This is a genomic window from Pseudomonas sp. LBUM1664 (assembly GCF_059695895.1).
Genome location: NZ_CP166791.1, coordinates 1,670,412 through 1,681,988 on the forward strand (window position 1 = coordinate 1,670,412; position 11,577 = coordinate 1,681,988).

Genomic DNA, 11,577 nt, shown 5'->3' on the forward strand with positions numbered 1-11,577 from the left:
CGTCAGGTCTCTATGGGGAAGGGGTACAGCGGGGATCAGGTGCGGCGCGGGATAGGCGCCTCGTCCCGGGTGAACATTTGGTCGTGCTTCTCAGCAAACAGCGAAATCTTGCCGCCGCTGCCGACGTGCATCGGTGTGTCGAGGCTGGTGTTCTCGCTGCGGGTGCCGCGTTTGGTTGGCACCTTGTAGTCGAGCTTGTGTTTGATCTTCACCTGGCTGGATTCGCCGATCTGGCTGAAGTCCAGGGTAATCACCAGCTTGCCGACCTTGCCGTGATCCACGACGCCGGCGGCGACTTCGGAAAGGGCGTGACCGATTTGGCTGGCGAATGCACCGCCGTTCAGTTCTTCAAGGAACTCGGCGGTATCTGTTGCGATTGGCATGGCGGTTTCTCCGGGATGGCTTTAAGGCCGCTTGGCGGAAGGTTGAATTGCGATTGACGAAGGCGTTTGCGTACCTGGTTGTTGATTCGCCTCATGACGACTCGCCGAACTTGAAGCCGTTCTCCCGACCAATCAGTTGAACGCGCTTGATGTGCATATTCATGGCGACGGCTATCTGGCTGACTGTCTTTCCAGCCTCGGCAAGCTCCCGTACCTGGGGCGCGATCTTGTCTCGCTGAGCTCGGAGCTTGTTGTGGTGTCCGGTGGTGCCAATGTAAGGGCCCTCGGCGCTGACGCCCTGGCCGATCTGCTGGATGGTCTTCCCGCTGCCTAAGAACTGTTCCAGCTTCTGGTTCAGGTCATGGATGATTGCGTCCCGCGGGTTGGGCATTGGCTCGCCGATCACTGATCACCTCTTGGCAGGCGATTGGCCTTCTCTTCGAATTGAAGGGCCAGGTCATGTGCTGCTTTGAAGTCTTGGCGGAAGGCGCGGGTCTTGCCGGTGATCAGGTCGATAACCTGGAATAGCCCGCAGCTTTTACCGGCGACTTGAAAGCGCACCTTCTTCGGCGGAATCACGCGATCAATGCGGTTGAAGAACTCGAGTCGGGCCGCGTGGGTTTTGCGGAGTAGTGCACCGAGTTCATCAATGCGCTCTTGAAATGATGGATGCATGGCTGGTCCCTCGGTGTTGGGTTGCTTTCATTCGTCAGCACTCTGTCCGCCTGCCGGTTGCCGTTGGGCGAAGTGGAGAGTGCTGACGGATAAAGGCAGGCGTAAAAAAGCCCGATCTAGACCGGGCTTTCGGTTGGCTTCACAAACGCCTCCGTATGTGAGCGCTGAGTGCCTTCGTTGGAAGGACTTCGATATCTGTTACATGGCTGCAAATCCTCCGTTCCGCGTGCTCTGAAAATGCAGGTGGCCGGTATAAGCCGGGAATTCGTCCGCATCCCGCTGCCCACTCAGTGAATGGGCAGAAGTGATGCTTACGGTTTCTGTTTGCCGGCCATCAGCACCACCAGCAGCAGAGCGACCAGTACCAGGTCGCCAACCATTGAGAAGATGCGGCTTGCCGAGTCGACGAAGACAACCCCGCCGGCGAGCCCGTAGGCTGCCAGGGAGCGGGCCTTGTTGCTGAGCCTGCCCAGCATGGTTACAGGTGGTCTTTCAGATTCAGCCCCAGCAGCTTGGCGCTGCGCTCGAGGGCGGTCAGCTCGGCCGGTTCGATCTCGCCATCGGCCTCAGCCACGGTGAGCATCACGTTGAGTACGGTCAGCGCTTCGGCCGGGGAGTGGGCCAGGTCGCCCAGCTCTTTCTCGGCGTTCTGTCGCAGGATGCGAGCCCCTGACTTGAAGTCGGTCTTGGCGCGGTCGATGGTGTTGGACAGCTCAGCACCGAAGCCCTGGAGCGCCGGGTTGTTGCTGAGGATGGTTTCAACCTTTTGCAGCTCGCTGTCTTCAAGGTCGCCATCAGCGGCAGCCACGTAGATTGAGCCGTACACCACCGCTTCCATCAGGTCGCGGTTTGCCAGCTTGGCGACTGCCGCACGGGCCTGGCCGGATTTCTTGCCGAACAATTTGCCTAACATGGTTATTCCTCTGGGTTGGGTGACATCCCGCTGCACCCTGTTACCAAGGTGCAGAAGTGATGCTTTCCCTCCTATTACCGCCGGAAGGGGCGGGGCGCATTGCTTGCCGGGTCATTCACTCAGTTCTGGCGTTTCACCATCTATCAGCCGTACAGGGTTCTCCTGTCGTGGGCGGGCTATCTGACCCGTCTGATCGCCGGTCGCCGGTAGAGGCAATGCGGTCTGTTGGTGTTTCTGTGTTGCGCTGACTGTTAAAGAGCTGCGCGACTTTCGCCGCTGAGCCGGTTGGCCCGTCGCCGTGTTGTCGTTGGCGATGGGTTTAATTTAGAAAACTAAACAGAAAGCGTCAACAGTTATTTTAGATATCTTAACTGTTGAGATGGCCGAATACGCCTTAACGGGGTTAGCGTCAAGACTTACGCAAGTAGAAATGTTCCGATATTCTGCGCACAAACCTGTATGGATATACAGCAATCAAGGAGAAGCTGATGGTGAGCCCGCAGAAGAAACCTCAACAGCAAAAGCCAGTGTCCGGAGTCGAGCGTCTGACGCTCAGGGTTTCCAATATGATCAACCATCCCATAGCACAAGATCGGAAGTGGGCGACCATCCACAGGCTCGATAGCGATGGTGATCGTGAGTGGGATGAAGTTATGGGTGTGCTTGCCGATGTTGATGGGATTGAGATGACGTTCAACGACGAGGATGATTCGGTGACTTTGAGTTGGGAGGCTGCGGCTGACGAAGATCCTCGAGCCCAGGATCATGAGGAGTTCAACGCGGTGGAAGAAGCGACGCCTTTTTGATGTGTACAAAAAAGCCCGCTAGGGTGGCGGGCTTTTCATTATGCTTTTCGGGCGTTCCAGATCAACAACACCTTCGCGTGGATCGTCACGTCGTCAATTCTAGCGGTCTGATTTTCGTAGTGTTTATTGTCGGAGATCAACCTGTAGCACTCTTCGTCCAGGCGCATGACCCGCTTGAGATATAGCTCGCCATGCCAAGTTAGAACGTATATCCCCTCACCGACAAAATCCCGCACACCCTTATCGACGATGACCAGGTCTTTGTCGTTGATGGTGCCTTCCATGCTTTGGCCCCAACCGTTGATCATGCCAAGCGAGGTAGCGGAGGTGTAAGTAATCCCTTTTTCCCGCAGGATTTCCTCACGCACCACCAAATTTCGAACGACCTCTGTGTAGTCGGGCGGGACCTGGCCGTGACCCATGGCCGCCCTAATGTCGTACTGAGGGATTACGATTTCTTCGTTGGTTGGACGAAGACTCGCGAGGTGCCCTGGAACATAGCTTCCGCCTTGCTCGACCGGGTTATCAGCTTCTTCCGCAGCAGCGAGCATCGTTTCCCGAGCCTTTTCCGACAGATTCTTGCCAGCCTTGGACGCGAGCATTTTGGCCATAAGCTCCACCGTGGACATGCCCGCCTTCGTGTCATCGGTAGAGACCAGATCAGCCGTCCCAACGCCGTCGGATAACCAATCCGGCGAGCACTCTAACGCCTTGGCCAGCGCCAGAAGATTCTTCCCCTTTGCCCCATTCGTCCCGCTCACCCAGAAGCTGACCGTCGCCTTTGATACGCCAGTCAATCTGCTGATGTCGGTAGCGCTGAGGTTGAGCGCCTTCATGCGCGAGGTAACGCGGTCTTTAAAGTCCATATTTAGGATTCTAAACATTTCGCTGTTTAGATAACTTGCCTTGTATTGTTAAGAACTCTAAACTCGCCGAAGACAATGGAGACATGCCCATGACCTACGACGAAGCCCTGAAACATTTCCGCACTGGCCGCGCTATCGGTGACGCACTCCGCGTCAGCGGTAGTCGCGTATCCCAATGCCGTGCGGCGGGCGGATTCTCGTACCCAATGCAGTGCGTGCTTGAAAAGGAGTCCGGCGGCGCATTGGTCGCCAAACGCGACGACGACCCGGCCCAGGTGATGAAGCAATCCGCTTAAACCTTGGGAGGCATTTTGCAATGCGTGATGGCGCGCAGCCACATAAACAAGATTGAGGTTTTACGGATGCACGATTTTCTGAAGGCCTGCGACACCGTGGTTGATGAAGCCGATACCAAGCAGCTGGCCACGCTGATGAATATGCCGCCCGTGAGCCTGCTTCAGCGCGCTAATGCGAACTACGACGGCGCCTGGTTCAACGTGAAGCACCTGTATGCACTGCTCCTGCACACGCAAGACATGCGCCCGCTGGCCGCACTGGCTGGCGAGTTCGGTTACTCGGTCTTTAAAAAGGACCAGCCAGCAGCCCTCGGCGTTCATGAGGCGCTGGGTCGCGCAACTTTGGAGTTTGCCGAAGTAACCGTCGAGACCCATGCCGCGATGGTTGATGGTCGCGTTAACCAGGTAGAGCGCGCCCGGATCTTGAAAGAGATCGCTCACGCCGAAGAGGCGCTGGCGCAGCTGAAGGTATCAATAAAAGTCGCCTGAATCGCAGGCATAAAAAAACCGCCTGGCAGGGCGGTTCAGTACAACTTTTTAGCGAGGTCGATAATGATCAAAAACACCCCAGCAGTCAATAGTTCAGGCGATATCGCGACACTTTACAGCGAGTCCGAAAAGGTGTCGCGACACGCAGTCTCCAATCAATCTGCTGCGATGAATGCCGCCCTCATGATTGGCGGTCAGTACTCGCTCGCGTCAAAAACCAAATACCGCCGGGAATGCCTCAATCACTTGAAGGCGTCCCTGGCCCCTGCCCAGGAAGTTTCCGCATGAGCACCATCATCATGAGCCTGTGCTGGCCGTTGCAAGGCATGAGCGGCCCGCAGAAGGCTGTTCTGATATCGCTGGCTGACAACGCAAACGACGAGGGTGTTTGCTGGCCTTCTATTGCTCGTATCGCTGAGCGCACTTGCTTGGGTGAGCGCACTGTTCAGTCGGCAATCAAGTGGCTGGGGACATCGGGGATTCTGTCGTTTCGCGAACGCATGGGGCGCTCGACTATGTACACCCTGACCCCCGCATCATACGCACCCCCGCAGGAGGTGCGCCCCGCATCTGATGCACCACCACCCCCGCAGGAGAAGCACCCCCCCCCCGCAGCAGCCGCACCCAGAACCGTAATAGAACCATCAAGTGAACCATCACCTTCTCGTGCTGCTCAGGATTCGTCGAAAGCCTCGAAGCCGAAATGCCCGACTCAGGCCATCGTCGACCTGTTCAACGAAACTCTTCCTGGACTTCCTCAGGTCGTGATGATCACCAAGGACCGTGTAGTCAAGATCAATGCCCGGTGGAACGAGAGTGTGGTTCACCAGGATCTCGATTTCTGGTCTGACTTCTTCAAGTTGGTCGCGGCGAGCGCCTTCCTGATGGGCCAGGCAGAAGGGCGAAACGGAAAACCGTTCCGCGCGACGTTCGATTGGCTCATCGCGCCTACCAACTTCGTGAAGGTCATCGAGGGCAATTTCAATGCGTGATCCATACAGCCTTGAGGCCGAGCACGGTGTGTTGGGGGCGATGTTCCTGCGCCCGGAATTGATCGACTTGCTCAGTGCCGACCTGGCGGTCGAGGATTTTTACTACGAGGACAACGCCGCAATCTATCGCGGCATTTTGGACTTGCACGGTGCTGGCCAGCCGGTCGATATCGTGACTATCGGCGCTCGAATCGGTGACCTGCCTTGCGGCTCCCCCGCCTTCGCTTACGCCGCCGAGATCGCGCGCAACACCCCCAGCGTTGCGAATGCTGCCTCCTACGCAGGCACCGTCCGCGAGCGAAGCCTGGATAGATCGCTGATTGAATTGAGTGTTCGGATCAACGATATCGCTTACGGCGACCAGCCCACCGCGGACAAGGTTGCAGCTGTGCAGGCCGAAGCCCAGGCCGTCGACAGTCAGTCGGCCACTTCCGAGGTGATCAAGGCCGAGGACATCCTCGACGATTACATCGAGGTGCTACAGGCCAGGGCTGATCGGGGGGAGGGTATCGACGGCTTGTCCACCGGCATCGCCGACTTGGACGAGAAGCTCCAAGGGTTGAAGCCCGGCCAGTTGATCATCATCGCGGGCCGTCCAGCCATGGGGAAAACTACTTTGGCCATGAACATCGCGTCCAATGCCGCTATTCGCGAGGGCAAGAGCGTGATGGCGTTCAGTCTTGAAATGGATAACACCGGCCTGATGGATCGCTTCATGGCATCCGAAGGGCGAGTACCGCTCCAGTTGATCAAGAACGGTAAAGCCCCGCACGAATACGGCGCCGAGTTGATGAGCGCTGCCGCGAAACTCAAACATTCCAACTTGTACCTTTCGGACCGCGCATCGATGTCGATGAACCGGATGCGCGCTGCTGCGCGTCGTCACAAGCGCCGATACGGCCTGGATCTGATGGTTATCGACTATCTGCAGTTGGTCGACTCCGACTCACGCACGTTCAGTCGAGAGCAGGAAGTGAGTCACATGACCCGAACCGCGAAGCTCATGGCTCGTGAACTGGGCATCCCGGTGATCCTGCTCAGTCAGCTTTCCCGTAAATGCGAAGAGCGCCCTAACAAGCGCCCGCTGTGTTCTGACCTGCGCGAATCCGGCGCCATTGAGCAGGACGCGGACATCATCCTTTTCGTGTATCGAGACGAGGTTTATCACGAGCACTCGGAAGCGAAGGGCATTGCCGAAATCATCATTGGCAAGGGCCGAGACATTGCGGGCGGCACCGTTCGCGCTGCCTTCCTCGGTCAATACAGCCGTTTCGAACAACTCGCTGCTGGCTGGGTTGAGCCGCAGAAAACCCAGAAGGTCACCAGCATGGCTAGCCGTTACAGCAAGGATAAATCCTGATGAGCGCACTTGAGAAGCAAGTATCGGGCAATCACTACAAGTCCTTGAAGATCCAGCCCATCGAATACATCCACGCAAACAGCATTCCTTTTGCTGAGGGCAGCGTCATCAAGTACGTGACTCGATGGCGTGACAAGGGTGGCCTGGCCGATCTGGAAAAGGCGCGGCACTTCCTGGAGCTGCTGATCGAGTTGGAGCTGAAAACCGCCAAGGAGCACGAATGAGGGTTGAATCCAAGAAGTTGCGCGATTCTGCTCGCGGCCAGTCCTGCACCCTGCGTCTGGGTGGTTGCGGACATGATGACGGTACGGTTGTTCTGGCGCACATCCCGTGTGGACAGAAGGGCATGGGCATGAAGGGCCCTGATGTGATCGCCTGCTTTGCCTGTGACAACTGCCATTCGATCATCGACGGCCGCAAGCGTGGTGAGTTTGAGGTCGCTGACCTGCTGCGCGCTCTGGCCGAGACCCAGCTGCACTGGATTGGCAAGGGTTTGCTCAAGGTCCAGGGGGTGGCAGCGTGAACACTCAAATCAAAACCCTGACGGTGAAACTGTCGGATGCTGAGATTGCGCGAAACGCCAAACTTGAGCATGTACGTGATCTGCGCGATGCCAGTCACCCGGCGCTGCACTTTCGTTTCGCCAAGAATCGTGCGCGCGGCTCCTGGTACTTACTCAACAAGCGCCAGTGGCACCGTATTGGCGCCTTTCCTGACCTGAACACCAAGCAGGTGATCGCGGCGTTGCCGGCGGTGCGCCTGCGCGTGTCGGCGGACTGCGCGGCCAGCGTGTCGGGCTGGCTGACTGTCGGCGAGCTGCTCGATTGGTTCGGTGACCGCATGGCCAGGTCGCGGGCACTGTCCGACAAGCGCCGCGCGGCCATCAAGTCCGCGATCGGCTGCCAACTCAAACCGCGCCTGGACGATCTGCTGCTTCGGGATGTGAGTGCGCAGAGCCTGGACAAGCTGCTGATGTGGCCGGCCCAGGCTGAGCTGTCGCTGTCGTATGTCCAGCAGTTGTACCGGCTGCTCGCCATGGCCTTTCGTCAGGCGCGCAAGCTCGATCTGATACCCATCAACCCCATGGCCGAACTGAAGTTCAGCAACTTCACATCGGCGCGAATCCAGCCAAAGCCCGCCCGACTGCGCGATGTGCAGGTGCCCGAGTTGGTGACGCTGCTGGCCGAGCGTTTCGAGCGTGCGCCAGCGGACGCGATGCTGGCCTTGATGATGCTCTGCCACGGCACCCGCATCGGTGAGACCCGCCAGTCGCGCTGGGCGGATATCACGCTGCCGGAGCGCGAGTGGTTCCTGCCGGCCGAACACACCAAGACCAAGACCGAGCTGCGGGTGCCGCTGACCGACCAAGTCGTCGCACTGCTGCGCCGCTACCGTGACCGCCAGACCGCCCAAGGATATGCAGGTGCCTTCCTGTTCCCGTCAGGCCGTGGCAAGCCGCTGAGCGACAACCAGGCGAGCGCCGTCTTCACTCGGTTGGGGCAGGGCGCCTGGACCAGTCACGACCTACGCAAGGTCGCCCGTACCGCCTGGACTGACCTCGGTGTCGACGGCCACATCGGCGAGATGTTGCTGAACCACTCGTTGGGCAAGATCGCCTCAACCTACATCAACACCCAGGCCAAAGAGCAGCGCCGCCTGGCCTTGGTGAAGTGGCACAACTGGTTAGATGCGCGCGGCTTCAAGGCGATTCACTCGCAGACAGGCGTTAGATATGAAGATTCGCAAAACCTCGTAGACGCCTTGAACGGCGGGGCCTGCGAGCCAGAACCACAATTTGTTAAGGGCGAGGTTTAAAAATGATCAAAAAGCAGCATGGCCCCGCCTTTGGGCGCTGCCTCATACCGTTGACCGAGTGCCCGTCCTGCCACGGCGCCGGCCTGGTTCGTGGCGTATTCCATCAGCTGGAGTGCTTTGGTTGTCACTCGTCCGGGTTCGTTCACGCTGAGACGCTGGAGCCGCTTCCCCTGGAGGAACTTGTGATTCAGCTCGGGATAATGTTCCGCCGATCACGCCATCAGTTGAGCAATGCGTCGGCCATCGCCTGTGATGCTCGCCAGTACCAGCAACCCAACCGCCGCGGGCCTGGCAGCTCGTCTTACAAAGGGGATTGATTCATGGCTAGAACAATCAGCTTCACCGAGCGCACCGCCGAGGACCTACTGGAGCACTGGGGCCGCTGGGTGGTACTTGGTTCTGGCGTGTCCTGCTGCGCGTCCAGGGAGAACACTGTGCTGTCGCCGATGATCACTGACGACGACGCGCTCATGATCGATGGTTTGATGGGTCGACTGCTCAAGCGATACCCGGAGTGCGGAGAGGTATTAAAGAAGTACTACACATCCCGCGATACATCGCTGATGGAAGTCGGTAAGAAGATGGGTTTCGGCGAAGAGAAGACGCGACAGCTCTGGAAGGCTGGTGTCGCGTGGATTGATGGCGCGCTAGAATCTAAGCGACAAGCGGCTTGAGTTTTTTGGGGGGGGGCGGGTTCGCATACCCTCCATTTCAAAAAAAGGAAATGAAGATGCCGGATGGTAAAAACCTTGCTGCATATATTGTTTCGGCCGCTGCACTGCTTGGGCCGTTGGCTTACATACTCTTCGCATTTCATGAGCTGGGTAGACTGAGCTATTTCGGTGCGCCAACCGACTTTATGCAAGTTTCTTCATTCGGCATCCTTCCGGTAGTGATCACTGTATATCCATGGATGCTTGTAACTTTTATGGTATTCAGCCTCCTCTCTGGCGTTCGCTTTTCTGCTCCTGGGCAACAAGTAGTGCTGGTAGCAGCTGCTGTGGCATATGTTTCGCTCGTCCTGTTTTATGTGTCACTTACCCCTTTTTGGAGGTGGGTGTTCGGACTGGCAGCAATGGCGGGGGTAGTAGTGGCGGTCTGCAAAGATCGTCACGTTCCTGACTTTGGGAACGAGGCAGTCAAGAGTGATAGTGATCCGCTGCACATCTCTTTGAGGCATTACGCGATCATAAAGCGATATGTTCTTATCTTGTCTGGCATTGCCATTTTCGCTCTGATTTTCTCGGCTCTAGGTAAAAGAGAAGCTGCCACTCAAGACTTTTACTGGGTATCAGACGACGGTGTGGTTCTAGGTTTTTATGGAGATCAAGTCCTGATTGGTGATCGGAATGGATATGAGGTAGGTCCAAGCTTCCGTTTCGCCGAGCTTAAATCAGTGAAGGGATCCTTGAATTTACTTCGTGTTGGCCCGCTCAAAGCTGCCCCCATGCGGAGGCAGCCCTTGGGGAAATAACCTTTAATCGGGTGTTGACAGCCCCGGTCCCAATGTGTAGATTCTTCGTTACTTTGCGGTTTTTCCGCGAGCAAAGCCCGACCCTGAGTTGGGCTTTTTGCTTTCTACACTTCCTTGAGCCTCGGCATTTTGCTGGGGCTTTTTCGTTTTCGGCTCCGCCACACCCATCGCCCCGAGCTGGGAGTGCTGTTGGAGCTGAATTTATTTGCCCCCCCGAAAGGGAGGATTCCGAGATGCCGAACATGCCACCAGAAAAAGACCCGGCCTTCTGGGTCATGGTCGCTGCCGCCCTTCGCGATCATGGTCTAGCTGCTGCTTTAGCAGCGGTCCTCACGTATTTGCGGGTTCTGTACGACGGCAAAGAGTCGCGTTGGGATCGGCAGTTATTGGAGGCCGCCCTGGGCGGTGTGTTGGTGTTTCTTGTTGGTGTCGGTGCCGAAAAGGCTGGCATGGGTGGCGGGCTGTCTTATGCCGTCGCCGGTGTTGTTGGTGTCCTGGGCGTTGAGCAGGTTCGCCAGCTCGGTCGCCGTTGGGCTGAGCGAAAGACGGATTCGCTGTGAGTCGCCGGCCATTGTTGCTGGTGTGGCTGGGTTGAAGGGGGATGCATGTTTGACATGAAACTGGATGTGAACAGCGTCCCTCTGTATCGCGAAATCTCGGATATTCAGCGTAAGCAAATTCCGTTCGCCCTGGTGCTGGCACAGACCCGTTTGGCCAAGGACAGGGTTAAGCCGGGCCTTCTCAAGGTCATGCGGCAGCGCCTGGATCGGCCTACCCCGACCACCATGAACAGCCTTTTCGTCCAGTCGGCTACCAAGTCCCGGCCGGCCAAGGTGTATTTCAAGGATGCATGGACCACTGGCATTCCTGCTGACACCTACCTGCAGCAGGCCGTGCAGGGTGGCCAGCGACCTCATAAGCGTTTCGAAAAGTCGCTGATCGCCCAAGGGCTGATGGCGTCAGGACAGTTCGCGCTACCGGCCAAGGATCTGCTCAACCAGTACGGCAACGTCTCGCGCGGCACCATGACCCGCATCCTGTCGGGCCTCGGTGCAGCCGAGTCCAGTCGCGGGCATCAGGCCAACGCCACAGGCAGCAAACGCAGCCAGCGCAAAGGCAATGCCAAGCGCTACTTCGTCGGCTCGGTCGACGGGCAGCAAGGCGTGTGGGAGCGCAAGGATTCGGCCTTTGGTGAAGCGGTGCGGCCGATCTTCCTCTACAGCGATGGCGCGCCAGGTTATCGGGTGATCTTTCCGTTCTACAAGATCGGGGAAAACATCATCACCGCCCACGGTGCAACCGAACTCACTGCGGCGCTTGGTCAGGCCATTGCCACGGCCCGGTCGTGATGTCTGCGCCTGGTGTCGATGGTCACGAAGAGGGCGGGAACACCCCCCACCCGGGCCCTCGACCCCCTCCAGATCTGAATCCAATGGGTCCTCCCGAGGGTACCGGGCATAGGGGGTAATTCGGGCCCCGCTACTTCGCTATGTATGACCCATTTTCAG

At 57.7% G+C, this 11,577-nt stretch carries 19 protein-coding genes; 13 read left to right on the forward strand and 6 right to left on the reverse strand.

Annotation, left to right across the window (positions count from 1 at the left end):
• Positions 1–35 precede the first annotated feature (35 nt).
• The 5 genes from ACA047_RS07955 to ACA047_RS07975 form a co-directional block, all read right to left on the reverse strand.
• Positions 36–383 (reverse strand): YfdP family phage-associated protein, encoded by a 348-nt coding sequence (locus ACA047_RS07955; protein WP_150748789.1) that lies wholly within the window; start codon positions 381–383, stop codon positions 36–38.
• A gap of 91 nt (positions 384–474) precedes the next feature.
• Positions 475–789, reverse strand: a complete 315-nt coding sequence (locus ACA047_RS07960; RefSeq protein ID WP_497358186.1) for a hypothetical protein — start codon at positions 787–789, stop codon at positions 475–477.
• Complete coding sequence (locus ACA047_RS07965) at positions 786–1,058, reverse strand: hypothetical protein (RefSeq protein ID WP_497358188.1); 273 nt, start codon at positions 1,056–1,058, stop codon at positions 786–788. Before ACA047_RS07965 ends, ACA047_RS07960 begins: the two co-directional genes overlap by 4 nt.
• A gap of 311 nt (positions 1,059–1,369) precedes the next feature.
• A complete protein-coding gene (locus tag ACA047_RS07970; RefSeq protein ID WP_497358190.1) occupies positions 1,370–1,534 on the reverse strand; it encodes a DUF3927 family protein in 165 nt (54 codons plus the stop codon).
• Positions 1,535–1,536: 2 nt separating this feature from the next.
• On the reverse strand, positions 1,537–1,971 hold the full coding sequence (locus ACA047_RS07975) for a tellurite resistance TerB family protein (RefSeq protein ID WP_497358192.1): 435 nt from the start codon (positions 1,969–1,971) through the stop codon (positions 1,537–1,539).
• Between the two features lie 488 nt (positions 1,972–2,459).
• Between ACA047_RS07975 and ACA047_RS07980 the strand changes: the two genes are divergently transcribed.
• Complete coding sequence (locus tag ACA047_RS07980; protein ID WP_497358194.1) at positions 2,460–2,777, forward strand: DUF1654 domain-containing protein; 318 nt, start codon at positions 2,460–2,462, stop codon at positions 2,775–2,777.
• A gap of 38 nt (positions 2,778–2,815) precedes the next feature.
• Here the strand turns inward: ACA047_RS07980 and ACA047_RS07985 are convergent, their stop codons facing one another.
• Complete coding sequence (locus ACA047_RS07985; RefSeq protein ID WP_497358196.1) at positions 2,816–3,643, reverse strand: S24 family peptidase; 828 nt, start codon at positions 3,641–3,643, stop codon at positions 2,816–2,818.
• An 89-nt stretch (positions 3,644–3,732) separates the two neighbouring features.
• Here ACA047_RS07985 and ACA047_RS07990 point away from each other — a divergent pair, with 89 nt between their 5' ends.
• The 12 genes from ACA047_RS07990 (at position 3,733) to ACA047_RS08045 (ending at position 11,418) form a co-directional block, all read left to right on the forward strand.
• On the forward strand, positions 3,733–3,939 hold the full coding sequence (locus ACA047_RS07990) for a hypothetical protein (protein WP_497358198.1): 207 nt from the start codon (positions 3,733–3,735) through the stop codon (positions 3,937–3,939).
• A gap of 66 nt (positions 3,940–4,005) precedes the next feature.
• A complete protein-coding gene (locus ACA047_RS07995; protein WP_497358200.1) occupies positions 4,006–4,428 on the forward strand; it encodes a phage regulatory CII family protein in 423 nt (140 codons plus the stop codon).
• Between the two features lie 63 nt (positions 4,429–4,491).
• On the forward strand, positions 4,492–4,716 hold the full coding sequence (locus ACA047_RS08000; RefSeq protein WP_497358202.1) for a hypothetical protein: 225 nt from the start codon (positions 4,492–4,494) through the stop codon (positions 4,714–4,716).
• Entirely contained in the window at positions 4,713–5,420 is a 708-nt protein-coding gene (locus ACA047_RS08005; protein WP_497358204.1) for a helix-turn-helix domain-containing protein, read from the forward strand. Before ACA047_RS08000 ends, ACA047_RS08005 begins: the two co-directional genes overlap by 4 nt.
• The gene (gene dnaB / locus ACA047_RS08010; protein ID WP_497358206.1) at positions 5,413–6,780 is read left to right on the forward strand and encodes a replicative DNA helicase; all 1,368 of its coding nucleotides are present in this window, start codon (positions 5,413–5,415) and stop codon (positions 6,778–6,780) included. Before ACA047_RS08005 ends, dnaB begins: the two co-directional genes overlap by 8 nt.
• A complete protein-coding gene (locus ACA047_RS08015) occupies positions 6,780–7,004 on the forward strand; it encodes a DUF3310 domain-containing protein (protein ID WP_126589536.1) in 225 nt (74 codons plus the stop codon). The genes dnaB and ACA047_RS08015 overlap by 1 nt, the downstream gene beginning before the upstream one ends.
• A complete protein-coding gene (locus tag ACA047_RS08020) occupies positions 7,001–7,303 on the forward strand; it encodes a nuclease domain-containing protein (protein WP_126589535.1) in 303 nt (100 codons plus the stop codon). Before ACA047_RS08015 ends, ACA047_RS08020 begins: the two co-directional genes overlap by 4 nt.
• On the forward strand, positions 7,300–8,595 hold the full coding sequence (locus ACA047_RS08025; protein WP_497358209.1) for a tyrosine-type recombinase/integrase: 1,296 nt from the start codon (positions 7,300–7,302) through the stop codon (positions 8,593–8,595). Before ACA047_RS08020 ends, ACA047_RS08025 begins: the two co-directional genes overlap by 4 nt.
• Positions 8,596–8,915: 320 nt before the next feature.
• Entirely contained in the window at positions 8,916–9,269 is a 354-nt protein-coding gene (locus tag ACA047_RS08030) for an antiterminator Q family protein (RefSeq protein ID WP_497358211.1), read from the forward strand.
• A 56-nt stretch (positions 9,270–9,325) separates the two neighbouring features.
• Positions 9,326–10,069: a hypothetical protein gene (locus ACA047_RS08035; RefSeq protein ID WP_497358213.1), complete on the forward strand. Its 744-nt coding sequence runs from the start codon at positions 9,326–9,328 to the stop codon at positions 10,067–10,069.
• Positions 10,070–10,302: 233 nt separating this feature from the next.
• Positions 10,303–10,629, forward strand: coding sequence for a phage holin, lambda family (locus ACA047_RS08040; protein ID WP_497358215.1), 327 nt, complete (start codon positions 10,303–10,305; stop codon positions 10,627–10,629).
• Positions 10,630–10,674: 45 nt separating this feature from the next.
• Positions 10,675–11,418, forward strand: coding sequence for a hypothetical protein (locus ACA047_RS08045; protein ID WP_497358217.1), 744 nt, complete (start codon positions 10,675–10,677; stop codon positions 11,416–11,418).
• Positions 11,419–11,577 lie beyond the last annotated feature (159 nt).

Excerpts from the sequence above, each read along its gene's own strand:
- ACA047_RS07955 (WP_150748789.1), bottom strand. The coding sequence starts at position 383 with ATGCCAATCGCAACAGATACCGCCGAGTTCCTTGAAGAACTGAACGGC.
- ACA047_RS07965 (WP_497358188.1), bottom strand. The coding sequence starts at position 1,058 with ATGCATCCATCATTTCAAGAGCGCATTGATGAACTCGGTGCACTACTC.
- ACA047_RS07970 (WP_497358190.1), bottom strand. The coding sequence starts at position 1,534 with ATGCTGGGCAGGCTCAGCAACAAGGCCCGCTCCCTGGCAGCCTACGGG.
- ACA047_RS07975 (WP_497358192.1), bottom strand. The coding sequence starts at position 1,971 with ATGTTAGGCAAATTGTTCGGCAAGAAATCCGGCCAGGCCCGTGCGGCA.
- ACA047_RS07980 (WP_497358194.1), top strand. The coding sequence starts at position 2,460 with ATGGTGAGCCCGCAGAAGAAACCTCAACAGCAAAAGCCAGTGTCCGGA.
- ACA047_RS07985 (WP_497358196.1), bottom strand. The coding sequence starts at position 3,643 with ATGGACTTTAAAGACCGCGTTACCTCGCGCATGAAGGCGCTCAACCTC.
- ACA047_RS07990 (WP_497358198.1), top strand. The coding sequence starts at position 3,733 with ATGACCTACGACGAAGCCCTGAAACATTTCCGCACTGGCCGCGCTATC.
- ACA047_RS07995 (WP_497358200.1), top strand. The coding sequence starts at position 4,006 with ATGCACGATTTTCTGAAGGCCTGCGACACCGTGGTTGATGAAGCCGAT.
- ACA047_RS08000 (WP_497358202.1), top strand. The coding sequence starts at position 4,492 with ATGATCAAAAACACCCCAGCAGTCAATAGTTCAGGCGATATCGCGACA.
- ACA047_RS08005 (WP_497358204.1), top strand. The coding sequence starts at position 4,713 with ATGAGCACCATCATCATGAGCCTGTGCTGGCCGTTGCAAGGCATGAGC.
- dnaB (WP_497358206.1), top strand. The coding sequence starts at position 5,413 with ATGCGTGATCCATACAGCCTTGAGGCCGAGCACGGTGTGTTGGGGGCG.
- ACA047_RS08015 (WP_126589536.1), top strand. The coding sequence starts at position 6,780 with ATGAGCGCACTTGAGAAGCAAGTATCGGGCAATCACTACAAGTCCTTG.
- ACA047_RS08020 (WP_126589535.1), top strand. The coding sequence starts at position 7,001 with ATGAGGGTTGAATCCAAGAAGTTGCGCGATTCTGCTCGCGGCCAGTCC.
- ACA047_RS08030 (WP_497358211.1), top strand. The coding sequence starts at position 8,916 with ATGGCTAGAACAATCAGCTTCACCGAGCGCACCGCCGAGGACCTACTG.
- ACA047_RS08035 (WP_497358213.1), top strand. The coding sequence starts at position 9,326 with ATGCCGGATGGTAAAAACCTTGCTGCATATATTGTTTCGGCCGCTGCA.
- ACA047_RS08040 (WP_497358215.1), top strand. The coding sequence starts at position 10,303 with ATGCCGAACATGCCACCAGAAAAAGACCCGGCCTTCTGGGTCATGGTC.
- ACA047_RS08045 (WP_497358217.1), top strand. The coding sequence starts at position 10,675 with ATGTTTGACATGAAACTGGATGTGAACAGCGTCCCTCTGTATCGCGAA.